Genomic DNA, 23,661 nt, shown 5'->3' with positions numbered 1-23,661 from the left:
GACGGCCGCCCTCAGCCTCCCCGCCAGTGGCGCCCACCGATCTTGGCAATGAACGGCGCCACGGAGGAAGAGCCTAAGGAGGCCGGTCGCTGGAAGCCCGGCTCACCGATCCCCCGCACCGTGTACGTGCGCCCGGCCCAGGCCGGCAAGAAGGCCCGTTCACCAAGGTCCCCTTGCACGACCCGGCGGCGACCGGGGAGTGACGCGGCATCCGAGGCGCCACCGGCTGCGCTCGGATGCCGCTGTGGCCTATTCGCCCGGGGGCAGGCGGCGGACCATCGCTGTCAGCACCGGGGAGTCCGGGGTGGGCTGGCTGGTGCCGATGCTCCGGTACCCCCACGACTCGTAGAGCCTTTGCACCTTCCCCTCGCCTGCGGCCGGATTCACCATCAGCGACACGTACGGTTCGGCGACGTGATGCGCAAGCAGGGCCTCGTGCAGGCGGACGGACGTGCCAGTCTTCCGCCACGGCACACACACGCCGAGTTCCTTCAACGCCACGGTCGGCTGCTCGGTGTACTGGGCTGCCGGGGCGGGCGCTATCCGCTTCCACCAGCGGTTTTCCGAGTGGACGACGTTGCTGTACGCGTAGCCGACCGGCTCGCCGTTGTCCGCGTATGCGAGGACTGCCGCCCAGCCGTGGTCACTGCCGTGCCGGTCCAGACGCTCAGCGAACGCGGCGACCGCATAGTTCGGCAGGTGCAGCAGCTCGGCGCGGACATCGCTGTAGACGGCGATCAGGTCATCACGGACTGGAGCGAGCTGGCTGACGGTGCGCAGGGTGACGGCCTGTGCTGTCGTCATGCTGCCGCTCCCCAGGTGGTGCGCGCGTAGTCGGTCCACGTGCCTGCTGCGGTGCTGCGCGGGGCGATCTCGGTGAGCCTGGCGCCGAAGTCACGGAGCATCAGCGCCACGCGCGGGTGCTGGGTGGCGGCGTCGGTCGACACGGACATGGCGGTGTTCGTCGCGGGCTCGAGGGCTCCCTGCTCGAGCTGGGCGCGTGCGAGCCGGGTTGTGGTGATCGCCTTGGAGCGGCGCATGTAAGGCCGCAGACGCACCAGGCAGCGGTGGGCGTGGAACTCCGCCTTTTCATAGTCGTGCAGGGACAGGTACGCAGAGAGCGCGAGGGAGTCGAGCTCGGCCTGGTCGTAGAAGGCGTTCAGCCACACGGGCCGATACTCGCCCGAGTCGGCCCGGTCCATGGCGCCCTGCGCCTCGTCGTACGCGCGGCGGGTTCGGGTGGGGTCTCCTGCAGCGCCGTGAATGGCCATCTGACGGGCCAGGCCGAGGGAGGCGAACAGGGGATCGCGGCGGTTGATGTGTAGCCCGCGGGCGACGTTGTTGGCTGACAGGGCCTGCGCTGTGCGTCCCATGTGCCGGTACATCGTGCCGGCGTGACTCCAGATCCGGAACTTGATCGCGGGGTCCCCGGCCATCTCCGCCAGGGCCTGCGCCTCGCGCATATGCACGGCCGCGTCGTCGAACCGGCGGCCGTCGATCGCGGCCCACATGGCTGAGGACCGGAATGCGGCGGCGCACCCGTACAAGTAGCTGCGAACGCGCAGGGTGGCGTTGCCAGACTCCTGCAGGGCGAGTGCGCTGTCTGCGAGCGCGGCGGCTTTCTGCTCGATGCCTAGTTGGCCACCGTGGCGGTGGTCGCTGGCGATGACTTCGGCGAACCGCTGTTGCAGTCGCTCGACGTCGCTCATCCCGATTCGGCGGGGAGAGCTGTTCGCCGGGGCGGTGGCCGCGGCCAAGGCAGATGCGGTGACACCCGAGACGAAGAGGCGGCGTTTCATGGGGTCCTCCTGCGGTGAAGCTGGGGTCGTTGTACGAGAGCAAGACAAGACCGCAGCTCAACGAACTGCGCACAGCGTTGCGAGCACAGGGCATCGAGTCGTCAGCGGGAACATTGGTACAGAAGGTCAATCTCAACGCCGCTGCCGGGACTCTTCTGGGCAGTGTCGCCGCAGCAGGCGGACAACTCGCTGTGGCCAGCGCCGCAGTTGCCGTGACGCTCGTGCCATACATTGCCGGCAAGGTTGAGGCTCGACGCCAACAGGTGGGGGATTCGCCCGTGGCCTACCTGCTGGCCGCCGATCGCGAACTCTCCGGGCGGACACTGCTCGGCGCACTGCAGCGCCGCACCGGCGGACGGTAGGCCGAACCCTCGCAGCGTCTCCAACTGATGTCTTTCTCGCCACTGCCGCACGGCCGGGGACCTGAAGCCGTGTCGTAGTTCAGAGAACACGGCCGCATCGGTCGCCCGCTTGTACTCGACGATCACCGGGGCGCCGTTTTCGTCCACGCCCAGCGAGTCGATCCGACCGCTGTGCAGCGGCCCTGTGCTGTGCTCGCTCGCCAGGAACCCACTCCCAGCATTGCCTCCACGTGCGCCTCGACGAGGTCCTGCACATCAGCCTCTTCCTCCGCCAAGCGCGGCGCGACCTCCACCACGCCGCCCTTCGTGCTGAACAGCCTCAGACCCGACACCTCCCCCTTCGCATCGACCCCGGGCCCAACACGCAGCAGACGCCAACTATTTCCGGACCTCCGCCCGGACCCCAGAACCACAACAGAGCGTGATCGTGCGTGAGAGTGCGTTCGACGTAGGGGCGAGACGCCCCAACCTCCCCATCACACGCAGAAAGCCGCCTCCTTGGCCAGGATGCGATCCCGGCCCGAGAGGTGGCTTTCTGTGCTGACGACCCATCAGAAAATGCGTCAGGCGTGCGTCAGACCAGCGTCAAGATACCGCACATACCGCACATACCGCACACTGGCCAAAGATGCAGGTCTGACGCCCTGTGCGGCAGGCTCAAGGATCGCTACGCACTCCACGTGATGCGTCACTCGCAACACGTCCACGAAAAACATGTGACGAAAAACCGCAGTTCAGCGCCGTTCATGTTCGCGGCCAACGCGTCTGCTCCCATCCGGATGCGCGACAACTGAATGTGTACGCCACTGGGGAAAGCCGGTGGGAGTCCTAGGTGAGGCTCGAAGGGACGATCCCGTAACGGCGCATCTTGCGGTACATGGTGGCGCGGGAGATGCCGAGATCTTGTGCGGTGCGCTGGACGTTGGAGCTGCGGTCCATCAGCCCGCGGAGAATAGCGTCCCGTTCCAGCGCTTCGATGGTGGTCAGGACTTTGTGCGAGGACACCCGGCATTCCGGCGGGAGATCCTCCACCCGCAGGATCCGGACGGACTGCCGCCGCGCCAGGCCACGGATCACCGACTCGAGCTGCCGGACATTCTCCGGCCAGGGGCAGCGCTGCAGCATCGTCAGCGCATCCGGGGAGCAGCTGCTCTCTCCGCTCGGCCTGTATTTGAGCAGGAAGAACCGGACCAGGTGCTCGATGTCTCCATAGCGATGACGGAGGGGAGGCACCTCTACCGAGGCGACGCACAGACGGTCGAGCACGTCGTCGGTCGTGACCATGGACGGTTGGCTGGTCATGATCAGTTGTCCGGTGGCGGTCGTGTCCAGGTGTGTCAGGAGGCTTCGCAGCTGCTGGCGCAAGTGGGCGGCAAGTAGGTGGACATCGCGCAGGACGACCACGTTCGACGGCTCGGCCAGCAGCTCGCGGACGTTGCGCAGCCATTGCTCGGTGGCGTGCGTCGACTCCGACAGCGGCGCTTCCACCCTCTCGAGCCGGCGCCCGGCACCTTTTGCTCGGTGGAGGGCTTCGATCAGCGTCCCCTTCCCGGCCCCGGCTTCTCCCACGAGATGAAGCCAGGACCCGGCGACGAACGCCGCTTCGGTTTCGGCGACCGCGCTCAGCCATCGCGGGGAGGAGCCCACCAGGCCCAGGCCCGATCGTGTGGATCCAGCGGAAGCGACCGGTCCGGACTGGGGACGCCCGATGACCCGGACTCGGAAGATGGTGCCCGCGTCGCTGTCCTCGCGCCGGCTACGGCTCACCCGGAGCTCGGCGATGCGTCCGGAGGGGAGTGCGATGCTCCGGGTACCTTCGAACCGGAGGTCGTCGGCGATCTCACGTGCGTGGTCGAGCAGTGCGTAGTGATCCGTCCCTGTAACGGCCGATCTCAGCTGCTCGTTCATCATGACGACATCGCGATTGATGGCCAGAACAGGTCCGGGACGCACCGAGGAGCACGCGTCCATGTAGTCCTGGAACAGGGCCCGTTCCCGTCGCGAGCTGATCGCGGCGATCTCACTTTCGATCTGGCCCGCGACAGAGCGGGCCAGGGCCATGAGCATGCCGGCTGAGCCCTGACGGGCCGTGGTCAGGTTGAAGGCTCCCAGCAGGGTGCGCCGGGTGGGATGCAGGATCGGCACGGCCGCGCAGTAGAAGTCCCGCAGCGCCTCGACGTAGTGCTGACTTCCGGCGATCATGACCGGGCGGCCGCTGGCCAGTGCGGTCCCGATGCCGTTGGTGCCCACGTAGCGCTCGGCGAACACGTGGCCCGGGGCCAGCTGCACTCGGTTCAGCCGCGTCGTCAGAGCCTGGTGGGAGACCATGCGGGACAGCACCACGCCGTTGCGGTCGGTGACCATCGTGGACACCGGGTCATCGGCCAGTTGCTCGTGCAGCGCGTTCAGGATGGGTAGCGCCGCTTTGGCGAGCGGGCTGTCCAGATTGGGGTTCTCGAGGTAGGGAGCGTCGATGCAGCTCGACTTCACCTGGTACTCGATCGAGCGCTGCCAGGAGGCGACCACGAGCGGGCGGGCGCTCGGATCCTTGGTGATCTCCTGGTAAAGCTCTCTGGCTGCTGTCAGAGAGCTGCCAGGTTGATGTCGGGGCATTTAACACTCCCGTATCGCGCGCGTCATCCCTCGGTGGAGTGATTGGAGCAGCTCGATGGCGCCGCGCCTATGGCCTGTATCACATTGATACATCCGCGGACCGCTTCTGAGACATCGGCCTGCGCGCGGCGGGCTGTGTAATCGGCGCACCATCCACCCCGCCGATTCGCAGGGAGCGCCATGAAAGCCGTGCAGGTCATCGAGTACGACGAGCCGCCAGTGCTCGTGGATGTGCCGGACCCGCAGATCACCGGTCCGCTGGATGTGATCGTGAAGGTCGGGGGTGCGGGGGTCTGCCGCACCGATCTGCACATTCTCGAAGGACAGTGGAGCGACAAGAGCGGGGTTGTCCTGCCCTACACCATCGGTCATGAGAATGCCGGCTGGGTGCAGGAGGTGGGACAGGCCGTCACCAACGTCAAGGTCGGCGACCCGGTCATCCTGCACCCGCTCGTGACCTGCGGTCTGTGCCGTGCCTGCCGGGCCGGCGACGACGTGCACTGTATGAACTCGGCCTTCCCGGGCATCGACACCGACGGGGGCTATGCGGAGTACCTGAAGACCACCGCCCGCTCAGTGGTGGCACTCGACCCGTCCCTTGAGCCGGCCTCGGTTGCGGCCCTGGCCGATGCCGGGCTCACGGCGTACCACGCTGTCGCCAAGGCGGCCCGGGTCCTGCGACCGGGCGATCGGGCCGTGGTGATCGGCGCCGGAGGTCTCGGGCACATCGGCATCCAAGTGCTCCGGGCCCTGTCGCCGGTCGAGATGATCGTGATCGACCGAAGCCCGGACGCTCTTGCCCTCGCCAAGGAACTGGGCGCCGAACACACGCTGGTCGCGGACGGGAGTGAGAGCGGACGCGTCCTGGAACTCACCGGCGGGCACGGGGCCGAGGCGGTTCTGGACTTCGTGGGCGAGGGCGGTGCCGTCGAGACCGGCGTGGCCTGCCTGCGCCGCAACGGCAACTACTACGTCATCGGCTACGGCGGCCGTCTCGACGTTCCGACGATCGACGTCATCTCCACCGAGATCAACTTCATCGGCAACCTCGTGGGGTCCTACAACGACCTCTCCGAGCTGATGGTCCTGGCCGCCCAGGGCAAGGTCAGCCTGCACACCCAGCGGTACCCCCTGGCGTCCTTCCGTGACGCCCTCGAAGACTTGTCCGCCGGTGCCGTCCGCGGCCGAGCGATCTTGATCCCGTGAGTCGAAGGAGCAGACCCATGCGCAACAACTCGTACAAGGGCATGATCGCCGCCGCGGCCGTCGTGGCCCTCACCGCCACAGGATGTACCGGCCAGGACAAGGCGGAGAGCAAGCCCGACAAGCCGGCGCTGTTCAAGCAGGGTTCGGAGATCAGCTACAGAAAGTACGGCGAGGACTACCCGGCCACGAAGGTCAAGGACGTACCGGGTTCCTGCAGTTACGAGTCGATCAGCCGTAAGGACTACTCCGGGCAGACGCTGAAGATCATCAGCCATGCCGTCCCCGTCATCGGCGAGCCGACCAAGCTGCATGCCAGGCAGTTCGAGGAGATCACCGGGGCGAAGGTGGAGGTCGTCAACGTCCCGTTCGGGGAGCTGCACCAGAAGATCCTCACGCCCCTGCAAGCGAACCAGCCGGCCTACGACGTCATGTTCTACCCCTCCTTGTGGATCGGCGACATGGCCCCGTATCTGGCCCCGGTGCCGCAGGAGTACCTGGACACCCCCGGCATGAAGGACGTCACGAAGGCTTATATGGACGTGGCCACCTGGAACGGGCAGGTCGTGCAGTACCCCGTGGACGGTGACCGGCATTACCTCAAGGTCCGCACGGACGTACTGAAGGACCCGAAGCAGCAGGCGGCATACAAGGCGGCCACTGGCAAGGACCTGCGCACGCCCAAGACGTGGGCCGAATACCAGGAGGTCGCCAAGTTCTTCAGCGGCAAGGACGTCGACGGCGACGGCAAGCCCAACTTCGGCAGTGCCGAGGTGACCAAGCGTGACGACCTGACGTTCTCCGCCTTCATCAGCCGGGCGGCACCGTACGTGAAGAACCCGGACGTCAAGGGGGGCGTCTTCTTCGACCTGGACACCATGAAGCCTCTGATCAACACCCCCGGCTTCGTACGCGCTCTCGACGACATGGTGAAGGCCAAGTCGACCTGGGCACCCGGTGGCGCCAACTTCGGTCTGGGCGACGAGATCTTCTCCTTCGGAGGCGGCCAGACGCTGATGTCCTACTCATGGGACGACGCGTTCATCCAGGCCCAGCAGCCGGACAGCAGGATACGCAACAAGATCGAAGCGGCGGCGCTGCCCGGTTCCACCGAGGTCTACAACCGCACCACAAAGGCGTGGGACAAGAAGCCGAACCAGGCTCCGTACTTCACCTGGGGGTGGACCTCGGCGGTGTCCAAGGCCTCGGGGCACCAGAAGATGGCCTTCGACTACCTGTGCTTCTTCAGCAACGAGGCCAATACCGCCCTCGACCTGACCATCGGCCGCTTCGGCGTCAATCCCTACCGCAACGCCCACTTCGATGCGGCGTTCTGGGAGAAGCAGGGCTGGGACAAGGACGTCGCGAAGTCGTACGTGCAGACGCTCTCCGGCATGGAGAAGAGCACCAACCGCGTCTTCGACCTGCGTGTCCCCGGCGTCAACCAGTACATGTCCGCGCTGGCCAACGGCGTCGCCGCAGCTCTGGCGGGGCAGAAGACGCCGCAGCAGGCGCTGGACGAGGCGGCCAGGGAATGGGCCAAGATCACCGAGCAGATCGGCAAGGACACCGTCCACGACGCCTATCGCAACGTGGTCGCGCTCGAGGACTACCGCTGACCCGACCACAGGACGCCCCGGGTGGCCGGCCGGTCCGGCCGGCCACCCGGGGGCGACCGCCCCTTTCCACAAGGAGCACCATGTACGGCCTGCGCCGGCACAAGAGCATGTTCCTGCTCCCAGGACTGCTCACACTCCTACTGATCATCATCTTCCCCCTTCTGTTCACGATTCGCGTGAGCTTCTCCGGCTGGAACGTCAGCAGCCCTCAGATGGACTTCATCGCAGGGGCCAACTACGCCACGATGCTGCACGACAGCCGCTTCTGGTCGTCGATCATGCGCCTGATCCTGCTGGCCGGCGGCACCGTCCTGATCCAGTACGTCATCGGATTCGGCATGGCCCTGCTCGTCTGGCGCGACGTACGCGGCCGCAGGTTCTGGCGGGTGCTGTTCCTCGTCCCCATGATGACCACTCCCGTCGTGATGGCCGCCATCTGGCAGATGATCTTCCACGAGTCGCTGGGGCCGCTGAACGATCTCCTCGGGATGCTGGGCCTGACCAAGGTTGCCTGGCTCACCGAGTCCGGGCCGGCGCTGGTCGCGCTGATGACCGTCGAGGTCTGGCAGTGGACCCCGTTCATGTTCCTGCTGCTGCTGGCCGGCCTGCTGAGCCTTCCCAAGGAACCGTTCATGGCCGCCGCGATCGACGGCGCCGACGTGTGGCGCACCTTTTGGAAGGTGACCTTCCCGCTCATGGCGCCGGTGTCGGTCGCGGCGGTCATCATCCGGCTGATCGAGGCCTCGAAACTCTCCGACAGCGTCTACGTGCTGACCTCCGGGGGACCGGGCTCCTCCACGGAGACTCCGGGCTACTACCTCTACATCCAGGGGCTGCGGGATCAGCAGACCGGCTACAGCGGGGCGATGTCCCTGACCTACCTGGTCCTGATGATCGTCACGCTCACCGTTGTCGCCGCCTTGCTCACCAGGGCCCTCAAGCTGAAGGGGCACTCATGAGGCCGCGCCTTTACCCCGTATTCAAGTACACCGTGATCGCAGTGTGGGCCTGCTTCGTCGCGGGACCGTTCTTCTGGGCCATGACGACCAGTTTCAAGGACGCCAACGCAGTGCAGGGCGGCGCCACATATCTTCCCTGGATCCAGTACCAGCCCACCGCCACCGGCTGGCGCAACATCTTCGGCGGAGCCGGTGGCATCGATGTGATCCAGCCCTTCATCAACAGTGCCATCGTCACCATCGCCGCCTCGGCCATCAGCCTCGTTCTCGGATCCCTGGCCGCCTACGCGTTGTCCCGCTACCGGTTCAAGATCGGCTTCATCAAGAACAGCGACATCGTCTTCTTCTTCGTGTCACAACGGATCATGCCGCCCGTCGTCCTGGTGATCCCTTTCTTCTATCTGCTGCAGTGGGCGGGCCTCCTGGACAGCATCGCGGGACTGGTCATCGTGACGGTCGCCCTGCTGCTGCCGATCGCGGTGTGGGTGATGGTGGACTTCTTCAACGGCATCCCGCGTGAGATCGACGAGATGGCCATGCTCGACGGATGCGGGCCGTTGCAGACCTTCGTGCGGGCGATCCTGCCGAACTCCCTGCCCGGGCTGACCGTGGCCGCGATGTTCTGCGCGGTGTTCGGCTGGAACGACTTCTTCTTCGCCTTCAGGCTGACCTTCACCGAGGTCCAGACTCTGCCCCAGGCGGTCGTCGCCCTCAACTCGTCCATCCCGCCCTGGTGGACCCTGTCCGCGGCTGCCCTGTTCGGTGTGGCGCCGCTGGTCCTGCTCGCCATCTGGGTGGAGCGCTATCTGTCAAAAGGCAACCTGTCGGGAGCAGTCCGATGACCCTGAGTGCCACTGATCTGAGCCTGACCATCGATGGCGTCGACCATCTCAAGAGCGTGACCGCAATCTTTGAACCGGGACGGCTCCACACCGTCATCGGCCGGACCATGGCCGGAAAGACGACGCTGCTGCGGGCCCTGGCCGGACTGCAGGTGGTGGACTCCGGCTCCCTGACCAGGGACGGAGCCGATCTCCTGAGAACGCCGGTCTGGCGGCGCGACACCGCCATGGTCTACCAGCAGTTCATCAACTACCCACATCTCAGCGTGTTCGGCAACGTGGCCTTCCCGCTCCGCCGCCAGGGACTGTCACGGGACGAGATCCAACGACGGGTCAGCAAAAGCCTGGCGCTTGTCGGCCTGACCGGCTTCGAGCGGCGCAAGCCGTCACAGCTCTCCGGCGGACAGCAGCAGCGCGTCGCCGTGGCGCGCGCCCTCGCACGCGGCACGGGAATTCTCCTGCTCGACGAGCCACTGGCCAACCTCGACTACAAACTGCGCGAACAGCTGCGCGACGAGTTCAAGACCCTCTTCTCGGACCAGGGCGACACAATAGTGGTCTATACGACGACCGAGCCCGCCGAGGCGATGATGCTCGGTGACGTGGTGCTGGTCATGCACGAGGGACGGATCCTCCAGGTCGGCCCCCCGCAGGAGGTCTTCGAGCGCCCGGCGACAACCACCGTGGCATCCATCATCAACGACCCGCCCATGAACATCTTCCCTGGCCGGATCGAGGGCGGTCAGGTCACGGTGGCCGGCTTCCAGGCCACGCACGTATCCGCGCATCTCGCCGACCTGCCCGACGGCGCCTACCAGTTCGGCCTGCGGGCAACGGATGTCAGCCTGGCCTCCGCCGGTGTCGAGGGCGCGGTCACCTTCGTGGAGATCTCCGGCTCCGAGACCTTCGTTCACGCGGCAGTCGGCAAGACTCCGTTCGTCATACAGATCGAGGGCATCCATGACGTCGCTCTCGGTGATCTTGTGAAACTCCGGCTACGCCCCGAGCGGCTGTACGCCTTCGACGAGAAGGGCTCGCTCGTGCGGACACCTTCGTACGATCTTGTTTCAGTGGGAGGGCGTTGAGATGGCGCAGTTGGACATCGTCGACGTCGGGCACAGCTACACGCCCGGCGCCGGAGAGAAGCAGTGGGCCCTCAAGCCACTGAGGCTGACCTTCGAGGCCGGCAAGACGTACGCATTGGTGGGGCCGTCGGGCTGCGGCAAGACGACGCTGCTGAACATCCTGTCCGGGCTGGTCAAACCGTCACAGGGCCAGGTCCTGTTCGACGGCGCCGACGTGACGGCTCTGCCGACGAAGGCGCGCAACATCGCCCAGGTCTTCCAGTTCCCCGTCATCTACCACTCGATGACGGTGTACGAGAACCTCGCCTTCCCGCTGCAGTGCCGCCGGTGGGACAAGGCGAGGATCGATGCCAAGGTCCATCAGGTGGCCGAGGCGCTGGACCTGGACGACCGGCTGGGGCAGCCCGCCCGGCGGCTCACCGCGGACGACAAGCAGCTGATCTCGCTCGGCCGTGGCCTTGTCCGTGACGACGTGGCGGCCGTGCTGATGGACGAGCCCCTGACCGTCATCGATCCGCAGCTGAAACACTCTTTGAGGCGGAAGATCCGTGAGATCACCGAGCAGTTCCAGCCCACAGTTATCTACGTTACCCACGACCAGTACGAAGCCATGAGCATTGCGCAGGAAGTGCTGGTCATGAGGGACGGCCAGGCCATGCAGCAGGGCACTCCGGAGCAGCTCTTCGAGGCACCCTCATCAGCATACGTCGGCTACTTCATCGGATCACCGGCCATGAACTTCCTCACCCTGGACCGGGCGCACCAGGAGTTCACCCTCGGAGGCCGGACCTTGGCCGTGGCCTGGGACATCCCGGAGAGCACCAGCGAGGTCCAGGTGGGAATCCGGCCCGAGTACGTCAAGGTCGTCACGGAACCCGGGCCGAACACCTTTGCCGCCAGGCTTCGCGGTGTCCAGGATCACGGCCCTCAGCGCGTGCTCGAGATCGACGTGGCCGGCCAGCCCATAAAGGCGAAGGTGCCGCGAGAGGACGGGGTTCCTGCGATCGAGGAATTCCTGGTGCATCTACCGCGCGCGAAGGCGCTCCCCTATTCGGACGGTTACCTGGTTCTCCAGTCGTAGAGGGAGTGGCTGCCGACGGGAGGCCAGTTGCAGTCGGGGAAACAGCAGTCCCCGCTGTCGCTGCCGGCTCTCACGTCGGCGTGGACGGCATCATCCGCAGCGGACCGCGGGGCCGGTCGTACACGCGCGAACGACCGGTCTTGTGTAGCCGAGGTGCTGGAGCTCGAACTCGGACGCCACAGCCATACCCGCTTCACCAACCCGGACTTCGTCAACTACGCCGAGAGCTTCGGCGCACGCGGCCACTACATCAAGGCCGCCGGTGAACTGCTGCCGACACTGCGGCGCGCGCTGGACGACGACGGCGTGTCCGTGGTCGCCTGCCCTGTCAACTACTCCGAGAATCTGTGCCCTGACCGACCGGCTCGCCGAGCTCCACGGCCCCTTCCGACTCTGACCCTGTTGCCCGTGCCGCAACAGCTAAACGAACGTCAACTGCAGGTCCTGCGTTGGGTCGGCCAAGGCTGCCCGGAAGGCGTATGGGAAGGGACTACCCACAAGCTCAGCTGCCAGGCACTTCAGAGTCGAGGGCTGGTCAAAGTCTCCAAGCGGAAAGGGCAGTGGTCCGCCTCGCTGACCAACTCACGACCCAGGGCCAGAAATGCGATTTCCTTGCTTTCAGAGCCGCCACAGCGGGTCTCGCGTCACGGCCGCCCCTGCCATGGGCATGGGCGTCCATGGCAGCGACCAGTCAAGTTTCCGCAATGCCGGGCCTCGGTAGCCGGGCCATCCATCCTGCGTGAGCTGCAGGATCAGCGTGGTGACGACCCCTCAGAACGTGCGTCGAACGTGCGTCGAATATGCGTCAAGATATCGCCCGTAACGCCCACAATGCACAGCACCTAAAACCGCAGGTCAGACGCCCTTTGCGGCAGGTTCGAGGATGGCAACGCACTCCACATGATGCGTCATCGGAAAGATGTCGGCCTGATCGAGTTTCGGAAAAGGCCAGGTCAGGGCCCATTTTCTCGGCCCGCCGCGCCGCGTGCGGGCGCCCAGAGCGTCAAACGAGCGTCATGGCCTCAAGGCCGTCTTTGCTGTTCGGGCACTCCCGGGGCACGTCGCCGACATCAGCTCCACCTCCCCGGCCCTGCCGATCGCCGTCGGCGCCGGTCTGCTGACAACCGGCACGATGACCACCGTGTTCGTGCTGCGCCGCCGCAGCACGCGTGCGGGAACCCCGAGCGCCGGCCTCTCGCCGGCCAACACCCGACGGGCCGGGCAGGTACAGGCCGGGACTGTCTCCCTTTGCTCGTCCTACCCGTCTTGTCGCTCGTCCTACTCGTCGGCGATCCAGTGCTCGAATGCCGTCAGGTGCTTCTCGGAGGCGGCGAGCAGGTTGGCGTACACCTGGCGCGTGTCGGGGCTCGAGGAGCTGCGCGACGGCTACGCCGACCCGTCGGTCGAGCACCTGGCCTCCCTGCACGACCAGGCACTGCGGCTGGGCCGCATCGTCGGTGACCTCGGAGAACTCGGGGAGGCCGAGTCGGCCCGGCTGTCCCTGCACCTGGCCGAGGTGGATCTGACCGCCCTGGCCGGAGCCGCCGTGGCCGAGCGCGAGGCCGAGCTGCGCACCGCCGGGCTGACCGTACGCACCGTCCCCGGCCCCGCCGCCCTGCTGGTCCGCGCGGACGCCGACCGGCTGCATCAGGCCCTCTGCAACCTGCTGAGCAACGCCGCCCGCCACTGCCGTCCCGGCGACACCGTCACGGTCACCACCTCCACCACGCCCTTTCGAGGCGCTCGTGGAGGTGGCGGACACCGGTCCGGGCATCCCCGCCGAAGAGCTGCCGCACGTCTTCGACCGTCTGTGGCGCGGTGCCCGCGCTCGTGCCGGAGGTGGTAGCGGCATCGGCTTGGCCGTGGTCAAGGAGCTGGGTCACCGCCCACGGCGGCACGGTCACGGCGGACTCCGGACCGGGCGGCGGGACGCGCTTGACCCTCCGGCTGCCAAGGGCCGCACCCCATGGATCGCGGCTCGTTCCCGGCCCCGGTGTCGAGCCGCGACTTGCCTCCCCTGGAAAATACCCCTAGGGGTATTTGACGCTCCCCTCCGGGCCGCCGTACTCTCGCCGGAGAGATACCCCCGGGGGTAATTGAGGAGGCAACGAAGTGGCTCGTGAAGTGACACAGGAAGCGTTCGCGGCGGCCTGGGCCGACGGCGCACTCGTGGTCGACGTCCGGGAAGCGGACGAGTACGCCGCCGGACACGTCCCCGGCGCGCGGCTGATGGCGCTGCGCACCGTGCCCGCTCGGTGCGGCGAACTGCCCACCGACCGGCCGGTGTTCGTGATCTGCGCCAGCGGCAACCGCAGCAGGACCGCCGCCGACCGGATGAACTCCAACGGCATCGACGCCTACTCCGTGGCCGGCGGCACCTTCGCCTGGGCCCGCGCCGGACGTCCGGTCGCGGCCGGTTCGCACGAGCACGCCGCCTGACCCCCGTCCGGCACCCGCACAACGGCCAACTGGAAAGGAGCACCGCCTTGGCCACCACACCCTCCCCCGCCGACGCCCCGATCTCCGGCCGACACCGCGTCGCCGTCATCGGCGGCGGCAGCGCCGGCATCAGCGTCGCCGCCCGCCTGCGCCGCGCCGGCGCCAGCGACATCACACTGATCGAACCGTCCGACACCCACTGGTACCAACCGCTGTGGACCCTGGTCGGCGGCGGACAGGCCCCGTTGCGTGCCACCCGTCGCCCCGAAACCTCCGTCATACCCGACGGGGTGCGCTGGATCCGCCGGCGCGCCCAGACCGTCGACCCCGACAACCACACGGCGACCCTGTCCGGCGGCGACGCACTCACCTACGAACACCTGGTGCTGACGCCCGGCCTCCAGCTCGACTGGGACGGCGTGCCTGGCCTCGTCGAGGCCGTCGGCCACGGTCGGGTGAGCAGCAACTACGCACCCGAGTACGCCCCGCGCACCTGGGACCTGATCAAGAACATGCGCTCGGGCACGGCCGTCTTCACCCACCCCGCGACCCCGCTGAATGCGGCGGCGCCCCGCAGAAGATCGCCTACCTGGCCGCCGACCACTGGCGCAAGCAGAAGGTCCTGGACGACATCCGCATCATCTTTGTCATCCCGGACGCGGCGATGTTCAAGGTGCCCGCCTGGTCAGAGGTGCTGGAGAAGGTGGCCGCCCGGTACGGCATCAAGGTGCGGCTGCGCTCCGAGATGACCGCCGTCGACGGCGACGCCCGCGAGGTCACCGTCACCGACCATACGAACGGCACCAAGGAGACCATCGGCTACGACCTCCTGCACGCCGTCCCGCCGCAGAGCGCACCCGACTGGATCAAGACAGGGCCGCTCGCCGACCCCGCGAGCCCGCAGGGCTTCGTCGCCGCGGACAAGTACACGCTCCAACACCCGTCCTACGACCATGTCTTCGCGCTCGGCGACGTGGCGAACCTGCCTACGTCCAAGACCGGTGCCGCGGTGCGCAAGCAGGCCCCTGTCGTGGCCGGCAATCTGCTCGACGTCATGAACGGCCTGGCCCCCTCGCACCGGTATGACGGCTACACGTCCTGCCCGCTGGTGACCGCCCGCGACCGGATGCTGCTCGCCGAGTTCGACTACGACCTGAACCCCACACCCTCGTTCCCGCTGCTCAACCCTTTCAAGGAACGGCGCACGATGTGGGTGTTCAAGCGGTACGGGCTGCCGCCGGTGTACTGGCACGGCATGCTCACCGGCCGCCTCTGACCGGTCGGCCCGGGGCTTCCCCCGACCCGGGCCGGCCACCATTCCCGCCCTCCGACAAGGGCGGACCAGACCCGTTTACATACCCCCCGGGGTATCTGATCCGTATGTAATCCCCATCCGACATGGAGGTCACCCGACCATGTTCTTCGCCCAGTACTACCTCGACTGCCTCTCCCAGGCGTCCTACATGATCGCCGACGAGACCACCGGCAAGGCCGTCGTCGTCGACCCCCGCCGCGACGTCTCCGAGTACCTCACGGACGCCGCCGAGCACGGTTTCACCATCGAGACCGTCATCAACACCCACTTCCACGCCGACTTCCTCGCCGGCCACCTGGAGCTGGCCGACCGCACCGGCGCCTGGATCGGCTACGGGCAGCGCGCCGAGGCCGAATACCCCATCCACAAGCTGACCGACGGCGAGCGGATCAGCCTCGGCGACGTCACGCTGCAGATCCTCGAAACTCCCGGCCACACACCGGAGTCGATCAGCGTCCTGGTCTACGAGCACGCCGCCGACGCCGTCCCCTACGGCGTGCTGACCGGCGACGCGCTGTTCATCGGCGACGTGGGCCGGCCCGACCTGCTCGCCTCGATCGGCGTGACCGCCGACGAACTCGGCCGCATGCTCTACGACACCATCCAGAACAAACTGATGTCCCTCCCGGATGCCGTACGGGTCTTCCCCGCCCACGGCGCCGGATCCGCCTGCGGCAAGAACCTCTCCACCCAGCGCCAGTCCACCATCGGCGAACAGCGCGCCACCAACTACGCCTGCCGGCCCATGAGCGAGGAGAAGTTCGTCGCGCTGGTCACCGAGGGACAGTCGTCCGCGCCCGCCTACTTCGTCTACGACGCCATCCTCAACCGCAAGGAGCACGGCCTGTTCGACAAGGCCGCCGCGCCCCGGCCGCTGTCGGCCGCGGAGTTCATGGATCGGCGCGCGGCCGGAGCGGTCGTCCTCGACGCCCGTTCGCCGCAGGACTTCGCACCCGGGCATCTGCGCGGCTCGGTCAACGTGCCCGCGGACGGCCGCTTCGCCGAGCAGGCCGGCATGGTCGTCGCCCCCGAGCAGGACGTCGTCGTCATCGCGCCGCAGGACCGCGAGGAGGAAGTCGTCACCCGACTCGCCCTGATCGGCTTCGACAAGGTCGGCGGGTATCTCCGGGAGCCCGAGGGCGCGTTCCCCGCGCTGGCCGACGAGCTGGAACAGGCCAGCCGGCTGACCGCCGACGAACTGTGCCACCTGCTCGACGGCGACGAACCCCCGCTGGTCCTGGACGTGCGCAACATCGCCGAACGCGAAGAGGGCTTCATCGAGGGCTCCCTGCACGTCCCGCTGGCCGAACTCGCCCGCCGTATCGACGAGATCCCGGCTGACCGTCCCCTGGTCGTCCAGTGCGCGGGCGGCCACCGCTCATCCATCGCCGCCAGCCTGCTGCGCCACCAGGGCCGCACCGACGTCTCCGACCTGCTCGGCGGCTACGGCGCCTGGCTCGCCCTGCCTGCACCGGCCGACGTCTGATCCACACCGCTCCCGGGCGGCGGCCGAAACCGTCGGCCACCGCCCGGTCCCCCTCACAAGAAGAACGCTTCACGGACAGCAAGGAACCCCCGATGACCATCCACGCCGACAAGCCCCGACTCGATCCCGCCACCCTGCGCGACCTGACACGGAACGGCGAAGGCCCGCGCCTGCTGGACGTGCGCACGCCCGGCGAGTTCCGCACCGCCCACATCCCCGGCTCCTACAACGTCCCCCTCGACACCCTGCGCGAACACCGCACCGAACTGCTGCACCACCTCGACGAGGACGTCATCCTCATCTGCCGCTCCGGCGCCCGCGCCGCCCAGGCCGAACAAGCCCTGGCCGAGGCCGGACTGCCCAACCTGCGCGTCCTCGACGGCGGCGTCACGGCGTGGGAGACCGCAGGAGGCCCACTCACCCGCGGCCCCGAACGCTGGGACCTGGAACGCCAGGTGCGCCTGATCGCCGGATCCATCGTGGTGGTCACCGGCATCGCCGGCCTGTTCCTGCCCGGACTGCACCTGATCGGCACCGCCGTCGGCGCCGGACTGACCGTCGCCGCACTCACCAACACCTGCGCCATGGGCATGCTGCTGGCGAAGCTCCCCTACAACCGCGGCCCGCGCACCGACCTCGACACCGTCGTCGCCGCCCTGCGAGGCTCGTCATGATCGCCGTGATCATCGCAGCGTCGCTGCTCATCGGGGTCAGCCTCGGCATCCTGGGCGGCGGCGGGTCCATCCTGACCGTGCCCATCCTGGTCTACCTGGCCGGTATGGAAACCAAGGAGGCCATCGCCACCTCCCTGTTCGTCGTCGGCGTCACCAGCGCCGCCGGAGTGGTCTCGCATGCCCGTGCCGGACGCGTCCGCTGGCGGACCGGGCTGCTGTTCGGTCTGGCCGGCATGACGGGCGCCTACGCGGGCGGACGACTGGCCGAGTTCATCCCCGGCACCGTCCTGCTGCTCGCGTTCGCCCTCATGATGATCGCTACCGCCGTCGCCATGATCCGCGGCCGTCGCGGGGCGCCGAAGCGGGTCCACCACGAACTCCCCGTCCTCCACGTCCTGCTGGACGGCATCGTGGTGGGACTGGTCACCGGCCTGGTCGGCGCGGGCGGCGGCTTCCTGGTCGTCCCGGCCCTCGCGCTGCTCGGCGGGCTGCCGATGACCGTGGCCGTCGGCACCTCGCTGCTGGTCATCTCCATGAAGTCCTTCGCCGGGCTGGCCGGTTACCTCGCCAGCGTGCACATCGACTGGGGGTTCGCCGCGCTCGTGACGGCAACCGCTGTCGTCGGCAGCGTGATCGGCGGCTTCCTCGCCGGGCGCATCCCACAGGACGCGCTGCGCAAGTCCTTCGGCTGGTTCGTCGCCGTCATGGGCGTCTTCGTACTGAGCCAGCAGATCAGCTCCGACCTGCGCCACACCCTGCTGACCAGTCCGTGGACCTGGGCCTCCGTGGCCGCGGCGGCGGGGGTCGTATTCAGCTGGTACATGCTGCGCAACGCCGAGCGAACACGGAGCCTGACCAACGACGTATCAGCGCCGTCCATCGGGGAAGACGCACAGACGGTCCCCCACCCCACAGGTGAGGACACCATCCGCAGCGGCACCGCGCCATCGCCGCACGACGCGTAGCGGCACCTGCCGAACCTGCCAGTTCGTGGTCCCAGTGACGCCCTCCACGAGGAGGTGGCTGGGGCGCCCCTCGCCGATCAGTCGGGCCGTCTCCGAGGCGAGCCGATGCCGGGGGACGTCAGCGAGACCGCCGTCCGGGTGACCGGCCAGTTCCACCCGCTCGACGCCCAGTTCCCTTGCGGTGCAGGCGAGTTCGCCCGCGCGGAGGGTATGCAGGTCGCCGCGCCTGCCGTGCCGGGTGGACGCCTCACCATGGGTGAAGCAGAGCACCGCCGTGGGCACGCCGACGTCGGACAGCAGGGCCGGCAGTCCGCCCAGCCCGAACGACTCGTCGTCGGGATGGGCGACCACCGCCGGCACGCGCCGCACTCTGTCCGGCAGGCCGGGTACGGTACCGGCCATCTCAGGTGTAGATGATCTGGCCACCGGCCGCGACGGGCATGCCAACTGCTTCGTCGAAGTGGGCCACCGAGCCGGCCTTGGAGGCCGGCAGGCCCGCCGCGTCCCCGATCGCGAACACCTCGGAGAATTACGGGTGTTGAAGGGTGTGGGGGTCGACGGGGACGAAGCTCAGCTCGTCGCCGAGGCCCGGGGAGCGCTCGACGTATTCGGCGCCGCCGTGCAGCGGCACGACCACCGCCAGGTCGAAGGGCACCTCGCGTTCGTCGTACGACACCAGGCGGCCACCTTCGCCGTCAACTTCGCCGAGCGTGAACTCGGTGACCAGCTCGATGCCCTTGTCCGCCAGCAGACCGCCCAGCGCCTTGGCGGCGACCGGCTTGGTGAGGGCGCCGTCCAGCGGGGTGACGTAGGCCAGTTGGACCTTGTCGCGGATGCCGCGGCGCTGGAAGTACCAGTCGGCCAGGAAGGCGAACTCCAGGGGCGCGACGGGGCACTTGAGCGGCAGGTCTGCCACATCGATCACGACCCGGCCGCCCTCGAAGCGCTCCAGGGCGTGGTGCAGACCCACGGCGCCGGGCAGGTCATACAAGGTGAAGACGTTCTCGCCCCAGCCCGGGCCGGTCAGCCCTTCGGTCTCCTCCGGCAGCAGCGTCGCGCCGGTGGCGACCACGAGGACGTCGTAGCCCAGCCGGATGCCGCCGGCGAGGTGCACCGTCCGCGCGTCCAGGTCGACCCGCTCGATCCGCGCCTGCTTGTAGTCGACGGCGGTGTTCAGCTGCCGCGGACGGGACCGGATGAGGTGGTGCGGCTGGGCGAGCCCGAACGGCACGAACAGCAACCCCGGCTGGTAGAGGTGGTCGTCGTCCTGATCGACGACCGTGATCCGGTACTCGCCCGCGTCGTACGTGCGACGCAGGCGGTTGGCCGTCATGGTGCCGGCGGTTCCACCGCCGAGAATCACGATGTGTTTGCCCATGTCCCCACTGTCGTGCGGGAGATGAGGGCGGGGCATGGGCCGCAGGTCCCCATTCGAGTACCCACCCGGGTATGTCTTCGACCCACTCCGTCGACACCTGCGGCCCCTCGCCCGCCGCGAACCCCCTGGTAAAATACCTGGCAGGGTATATCACTACGCCAGCTCCCACGAGGGCCGAACGGCCCCCGGCGCACCCCGTCGGCCTCTCGATTCGTCGCACGGTGCGCGGTCGACTGGGATCCGTCAGCAGTCGACACCGGCGAGAAGGGCCCCGCCATGACCGGCAGCACACCACACACCCTGAGCACGAACCGGCCGCAGTCCATGGACGTGCACAGTTTCGAGGTCGCCCACGTCGAGCGGGATGCCTATACCGTGGACATCCGCGGGCATCGTTTCCAGGTCGACCAGCCCATCGAGGCCGGCGGTACGGACACCGCGCCCACCCCCACCGAACTGTTCGCCGCGTCCCTGGCCACCTGCGTCGCCTTCTACGCGGGCCGCTTCCTCCACCGGCACGGCCTCAGCCAGACAGGACTGCGCGTCCGTACGGAGTTCACCATGGCCAGCGACCGCCCCGCCCGCGTCACCTCCCTGCGCATCGTGGTCATGCCGCCGCCGGAGCTGCCCGAGCAGCGCCGGGCGGCCCTGCTGGCCGTGGCCTCGCACTGCACGGTGCACAACACCCTCCATCAGCCGCCCGAGATCGAGATCGAGCTGGAGCCATGAGCACGTCCCTGGCGCCGGCCGCGTCGGCCCTGCTGGAGCGCATCCGGGGCGGGCTCATCGGTGACGACGAGGTGCTGGACGGCCCGTACGGCCCGAAACGGATCGTCTACGCGGACTACACCGCCTCCGGACGCTCGCTGGACTTCGTCGAGGACTTCGTCCGCGAGCAGGTGCTGCCCCGCTACGGCAACACCCACACGGAGAGCTCCAGCACCGGCCTGCAGACGACCCGACTGCGCGAGGACGCCCGCCGGATCATCCGCGACGCGGTCGGCGGTACCGACGACGACCTCGTGATCTTCTGTGGTTCGGGCTCCACCGCGGCGGTCAACAAGCTGGTCGGCATCCTGGAGCTGCGCCGCCCGGCGAAGCCGCCCGAGGCCGAGCGCCCGGTGGTCTTCGTCGGGCCGTACGAGCACCACTCCAACGAACTGCCCTGGCGCGAGTCGATCGCCGACGTCGTGGTCATCGACGAGGACGCGGACGGGCACATCGACCTCGCCGGGCTCGAAACAGCCTTGCGGCGGTACGCCGACCGGCCGCTGCGCATCGGCAGCTTCTCCGCCGCCTCCAACGTCACCGGCATCCTCACCGACACCGACCGCATCACTGGACTGCTGCACGCGTACGGCGCCCTGTCGTTCTGGGACTACGCGGCGGCGGCACCGTACATCCCGCTCCGGATGGCGGAGAGCGCTCCGGGCGCCAGGGACCACAAGGACGCGCTGTTCCTGTCCCCGCACAAGTTCGTCGGCGGCCCGCAGACCCCGGGCGTGCTCGTCGTCCGCCGTGACCTGGTCCGTAACAAGGTGCCCACGGCGCCCGGCGGCGGAACCGTCGCTTTCGTCGACCCGCTCCACCACCGCTATCTCGACGACCCGGTCGCCCGCGAGGAGGGCGGCACCCCGGCCATCGTGGAATCCATCCGCGCGGGACTGGTCTTCGCCCTCAAACAGGCCGTCGGCACCGACACCATCCAGGCCGCCGAGGAACGCCACTGGCGGCACGCCCTCGCGCGCTGGGACACCAACCCGCGGATCGAGATCCTCGGCAACCACCACGCCCGCCGCCTGTCCATCATCTCGTTCCGCATCCGCCACGGCGACCATGCCTACCTGCACCACAACTACGTCGTCGCCCTGCTCAACGACCTGTTCGGCGTCCAGGCCCGCGGCGGCTGCTCCTGCGCCGGCCCCTATGGCCACCGCCTGCTCGCCATCGACACGGCCACCTCCCACGCCTTGCTCGACGAGGTCGTCCACGGCTGCGACGGCATCAAACCCGGCTGGACCCGCATCAACTTCAACTACTTCATCAGCGACACCGTCCGCGACTACCTCATCGACGCCGTCGACCTGATCGCCACGCACGGCCTCCGGCTCCTGCCCGACTACCGCTTCGATCCGCACACCGGACAGTGGCGCCACCACGCCGGTGCCGCCGATCCGCCGCTGCGCCTGACCGACGTGCGCTACACGGCGGACGGTCGGCTCAGCGCCCCGGCACCCCGTCACCGTCGGCTGGGTGAGGAGGCACTGGCAGGTCAACTCGACCGCGCCCGCGAGGTGTTCACCGCTTGTTCCGGCCGTCTCGACGACGGCCCCACCGGGCTGCCGGCCGACTTCGAGCGCATGCGCTGGTTCCCGCTTCCGCCCGTCTGCCTGGAACAAATCCGGACCGGCACCGGTTGAACCGTATACCCCAATACCCCACCGGGTATGCGAGAGGAGACCGGAAGCCATGCCCACCGTGGAATTGACCAAGGACAACTTCGAGGAAACCGTCACCGGTTCGGAGATCGTGCTGATCGACTTCTGGGCGGCCTGGTGCGGACCGTGCCGGATGTTCGGCCCCGTCTACGAGAAGGCGGCCGCGCGCCACTCGGACATCGTGTTCGGCAAGGTCGACACCGAGGCACAGCCCGAACTGGCGGGCGCCTTCCAGATCTCCTCCATCCCCACACTCATGGCCGTCCGCGACCGGACCGTCCTGTACTCGCAACCGGGCGCGCTGCCGCCGCAGGCCCTGGAAGACCTCATCGGCAGGATCCGGGCCGTCGACATGGACGACGTGCGCCGACAGGCCGCGGGCTCGAGGGGAGCGAAATGACGTCCGGGGCGCCCATGGAGTCTCCACGGGCGCCCCGGAACACGGGTTCAGCGGCTGCGCAGAGCGGCCAGCGTGGCGTCGAGATCGACCGCGCGCGGGCGGTTGTGCGGCAGCTTGCCGAGCACGACCGCCATGCCGCAGGTGTTCGTGAGGGCGGAGAAGACCAGGCCGCCCGCGACGCCGGCCGAGAGCAGCAGGAGGGCCGGGTGCACGAGCAGGCCGAGCAGGAGGCCGAGCAGGATTAGGCTGCCGGCGGTGAAGCGGACCTGGCGTTCCATGCTCCAGCCGGCCCGCGTGTCGCAGGCGGCCGGTGTGTGCAGGTCGTGCCCCTCGGCGGCCCAGGCGCCGGTGCCGCCGGCGAGCGTGGCCGTGGTGATGCCCTGCTCGGCCAGCAGCTTGCAGGCGTTCTCGGAACGGGCTCCGGAGGCACACACCACCAGGACGTCACGGCGTCCGGCGGCGTGCCGTATCTCCGGCAGGGCACGGCGGACGTGGTCGAGCGGAATGTTCAGGGCGCCGGGCAGGTGGCCGGAGGCGTACTCGGCGGGCGTGCGCACGTCGATGACGGTGAGTTCGTGCAGCCGGGTGCGGGCCTGCTCGGTGACGAGGGTGGAGGGGTTGGTCATGGCAGATGTGATCCTTAATGGTCGACGCCGTCCCGAACCGGGACGTACAGTACCCCTAGGGGTATTTTCTTGGAGGAGTGGTCGTGGAACTGGAGCTTGAGGGTGCGGACCTGAAGTCCGTGCTGAACCGGCTGCGCCGTGCGCAGGGTCAGATCTCCGGTGTGATCCGGATGATCGAGGAGGGACGTGACTGCGAGGACGTCGTCACGCAGCTCGCCGCGGCCTCCCGCGCGCTCGACCGCGCCGGTTTCGCGATCATCGCGACCGGCATGCAGCAGTGCATGACCGACATGGAAACCGGCCGCAAGAACGGCGAGGACGCCCAGCAGATGCGCACCCGTCTGGAGAAGCTGTTCCTGTCGCTGGCGTGAGGACTC

Annotated in this window: 24 protein-coding genes and 2 pseudogenes; 19 read left to right on the top strand and 7 right to left on the bottom strand. The window is 68.1% G+C overall.

All coding sequences use genetic code 11. From position 1 onward, the window contains the following. Positions 1-249: 249 nt before the first annotated feature. Both SLUN_RS30055 and SLUN_RS30050 read right to left on the bottom strand, forming a co-directional pair. Positions 250-804, bottom strand: coding sequence for a GNAT family N-acetyltransferase (locus SLUN_RS30055; protein ID WP_108153100.1), 555 nt, complete (start codon positions 802-804; stop codon positions 250-252). Beyond that, positions 801-1,799 (bottom strand): NsdA family TPR-like regulatory protein, encoded by a 999-nt coding sequence (locus SLUN_RS30050; protein WP_108153099.1) that lies wholly within the window; start codon positions 1,797-1,799, stop codon positions 801-803. The genes SLUN_RS30055 and SLUN_RS30050 overlap by 4 nt, the downstream gene beginning before the upstream one ends. A gap of 29 nt (positions 1,800-1,828) precedes the next feature. On the opposite strand from SLUN_RS30050, the gene SLUN_RS39630 reads away from it, so the two are divergent. After that, positions 1,829-2,161: a DUF6236 family protein gene (locus tag SLUN_RS39630; RefSeq protein WP_159100347.1), complete on the top strand. Its 333-nt coding sequence runs from the start codon at positions 1,829-1,831 to the stop codon at positions 2,159-2,161. Between the two features lie 78 nt (positions 2,162-2,239). Here SLUN_RS39630 and SLUN_RS41605 read toward each other — a convergent pair. Further along, a pseudogene (locus SLUN_RS41605) lies at positions 2,240-2,493 on the bottom strand (DUF5655 domain-containing protein); the annotation flags it as partial. 496 nt (positions 2,494-2,989) lie between these two features. Beyond that, positions 2,990-4,774 carry a sigma-54-dependent Fis family transcriptional regulator gene (locus tag SLUN_RS30040; protein ID WP_108153098.1) on the bottom strand — a complete coding sequence of 595 codons (1,785 nt, stop codon included), beginning with the start codon at positions 4,772-4,774 and terminating at the stop codon, positions 2,990-2,992. A 180-nt stretch (positions 4,775-4,954) separates the two neighbouring features. Between SLUN_RS30040 and SLUN_RS30035 the strand changes: the two genes are divergently transcribed. From SLUN_RS30035 to SLUN_RS29970, 14 genes and pseudogenes are all read left to right on the top strand, one after another. Then, a complete protein-coding gene (locus SLUN_RS30035) occupies positions 4,955-5,980 on the top strand; it encodes an NAD(P)-dependent alcohol dehydrogenase (protein WP_108153097.1) in 1,026 nt (341 codons plus the stop codon). Between the two features lie 17 nt (positions 5,981-5,997). Further along, a complete protein-coding gene (locus SLUN_RS30030; RefSeq protein ID WP_108153096.1) occupies positions 5,998-7,596 on the top strand; it encodes an extracellular solute-binding protein in 1,599 nt (532 codons plus the stop codon). 80 nt (positions 7,597-7,676) lie between these two features. Next, the gene (locus SLUN_RS30025) at positions 7,677-8,555 is read left to right on the top strand and encodes a carbohydrate ABC transporter permease (RefSeq protein WP_108153095.1); all 879 of its coding nucleotides are present in this window, start codon (positions 7,677-7,679) and stop codon (positions 8,553-8,555) included. Beyond that, the gene (locus SLUN_RS30020; RefSeq protein ID WP_108153094.1) at positions 8,552-9,397 is read left to right on the top strand and encodes a carbohydrate ABC transporter permease; all 846 of its coding nucleotides are present in this window, start codon (positions 8,552-8,554) and stop codon (positions 9,395-9,397) included. The genes SLUN_RS30025 and SLUN_RS30020 overlap by 4 nt, the downstream gene beginning before the upstream one ends. Then, entirely contained in the window at positions 9,394-10,482 is a 1,089-nt protein-coding gene (locus SLUN_RS30015; RefSeq protein ID WP_108153093.1) for an ABC transporter ATP-binding protein, read from the top strand. Before SLUN_RS30020 ends, SLUN_RS30015 begins: the two co-directional genes overlap by 4 nt. A 1-nt stretch (position 10,483) precedes the next feature. After that, complete coding sequence (locus SLUN_RS30010; RefSeq protein ID WP_108153092.1) at positions 10,484-11,563, top strand: ABC transporter ATP-binding protein; 1,080 nt, start codon at positions 10,484-10,486, stop codon at positions 11,561-11,563. Positions 11,564-11,716: 153 nt separating this feature from the next. After that, entirely contained in the window at positions 11,717-12,409 is a 693-nt protein-coding gene (locus SLUN_RS41600) for a thiamine pyrophosphate-dependent enzyme (protein WP_257153815.1), read from the top strand. A gap of 511 nt (positions 12,410-12,920) precedes the next feature. After that, positions 12,921-13,409, top strand: a complete 489-nt coding sequence (locus SLUN_RS29995; RefSeq protein ID WP_254709914.1) for a sensor histidine kinase — start codon at positions 12,921-12,923, stop codon at positions 13,407-13,409. After that, a complete protein-coding gene (locus SLUN_RS41595) occupies positions 13,309-13,659 on the top strand; it encodes an ATP-binding protein (RefSeq protein ID WP_306610720.1) in 351 nt (116 codons plus the stop codon). Before SLUN_RS29995 ends, SLUN_RS41595 begins: the two co-directional genes overlap by 101 nt. 16 nt (positions 13,660-13,675) lie before the next feature. Continuing rightward, complete coding sequence (locus tag SLUN_RS29990) at positions 13,676-14,002, top strand: rhodanese-like domain-containing protein (RefSeq protein WP_108153091.1); 327 nt, start codon at positions 13,676-13,678, stop codon at positions 14,000-14,002. Positions 14,003-14,049: 47 nt separating this feature from the next. Continuing rightward, positions 14,050-15,278 (top strand): annotated as a pseudogene (locus SLUN_RS29985) (NAD(P)/FAD-dependent oxidoreductase). 139 nt (positions 15,279-15,417) lie between these two features. Further along, complete coding sequence (locus tag SLUN_RS29980) at positions 15,418-16,803, top strand: MBL fold metallo-hydrolase (protein WP_108153090.1); 1,386 nt, start codon at positions 15,418-15,420, stop codon at positions 16,801-16,803. 92 nt (positions 16,804-16,895) lie between these two features. Beyond that, positions 16,896-17,477 carry a rhodanese-like domain-containing protein gene (locus SLUN_RS29975; protein ID WP_108153089.1) on the top strand — a complete coding sequence of 194 codons (582 nt, stop codon included), beginning with the start codon at positions 16,896-16,898 and terminating at the stop codon, positions 17,475-17,477. Continuing rightward, positions 17,474-18,442, top strand: a complete 969-nt coding sequence (locus SLUN_RS29970) for a sulfite exporter TauE/SafE family protein (protein ID WP_254709915.1) — start codon at positions 17,474-17,476, stop codon at positions 18,440-18,442. Before SLUN_RS29975 ends, SLUN_RS29970 begins: the two co-directional genes overlap by 4 nt. On the opposite strand, the gene SLUN_RS29965 is transcribed toward SLUN_RS29970, so the two are convergent. Together SLUN_RS29965 and SLUN_RS29960 are read right to left on the bottom strand one after the other, a co-directional pair. After that, positions 18,344-18,844, bottom strand: a complete 501-nt coding sequence (locus SLUN_RS29965) for a PIG-L deacetylase family protein (RefSeq protein ID WP_108153088.1) — start codon at positions 18,842-18,844, stop codon at positions 18,344-18,346. The two genes, SLUN_RS29970 and SLUN_RS29965, sit on opposite strands and share 99 nt — an antisense overlap. 127 nt (positions 18,845-18,971) lie before the next feature. Beyond that, positions 18,972-19,820 carry an NAD(P)/FAD-dependent oxidoreductase gene (locus tag SLUN_RS29960; RefSeq protein ID WP_254709916.1) on the bottom strand — a complete coding sequence of 283 codons (849 nt, stop codon included), beginning with the start codon at positions 19,818-19,820 and terminating at the stop codon, positions 18,972-18,974. A 276-nt stretch (positions 19,821-20,096) separates the two neighbouring features. On the opposite strand from SLUN_RS29960, the gene SLUN_RS29955 reads away from it, so the two are divergent. The 3 genes from SLUN_RS29955 to trxA are packed head-to-tail and all read left to right on the top strand — an operon-like array spanning position 20,097 to position 22,658. After that, positions 20,097-20,549: an OsmC family protein gene (locus SLUN_RS29955; protein WP_108153087.1), complete on the top strand. Its 453-nt coding sequence runs from the start codon at positions 20,097-20,099 to the stop codon at positions 20,547-20,549. After that, a complete protein-coding gene (locus tag SLUN_RS29950; protein WP_108153086.1) occupies positions 20,546-22,240 on the top strand; it encodes an aminotransferase class V-fold PLP-dependent enzyme in 1,695 nt (564 codons plus the stop codon). The genes SLUN_RS29955 and SLUN_RS29950 overlap by 4 nt, the downstream gene beginning before the upstream one ends. 49 nt (positions 22,241-22,289) lie before the next feature. Then, the gene (trxA, locus tag SLUN_RS29945; protein ID WP_108153085.1) at positions 22,290-22,658 is read left to right on the top strand and encodes a thioredoxin; all 369 of its coding nucleotides are present in this window, start codon (positions 22,290-22,292) and stop codon (positions 22,656-22,658) included. Positions 22,659-22,705: 47 nt separating this feature from the next. Here the strand turns inward: trxA and SLUN_RS29940 are convergent, their stop codons facing one another. Continuing rightward, positions 22,706-23,284, bottom strand: coding sequence for a rhodanese-like domain-containing protein (locus tag SLUN_RS29940; RefSeq protein ID WP_108153084.1), 579 nt, complete (start codon positions 23,282-23,284; stop codon positions 22,706-22,708). Positions 23,285-23,367: 83 nt separating this feature from the next. On the opposite strand from SLUN_RS29940, the gene SLUN_RS29935 reads away from it, so the two are divergent. Then, positions 23,368-23,655, top strand: coding sequence for a metal-sensitive transcriptional regulator (locus SLUN_RS29935; RefSeq protein ID WP_108153083.1), 288 nt, complete (start codon positions 23,368-23,370; stop codon positions 23,653-23,655). The last annotated feature ends 6 nt before the right edge of the window (positions 23,656-23,661 follow it).

The organism is Streptomyces lunaelactis, assembly GCF_003054555.1.
Taxonomy (GTDB): domain Bacteria; phylum Actinomycetota; class Actinomycetes; order Streptomycetales; family Streptomycetaceae; genus Streptomyces; species Streptomyces lunaelactis.
This window is presented reverse-complemented; position numbering and strand designations above follow the sequence as displayed.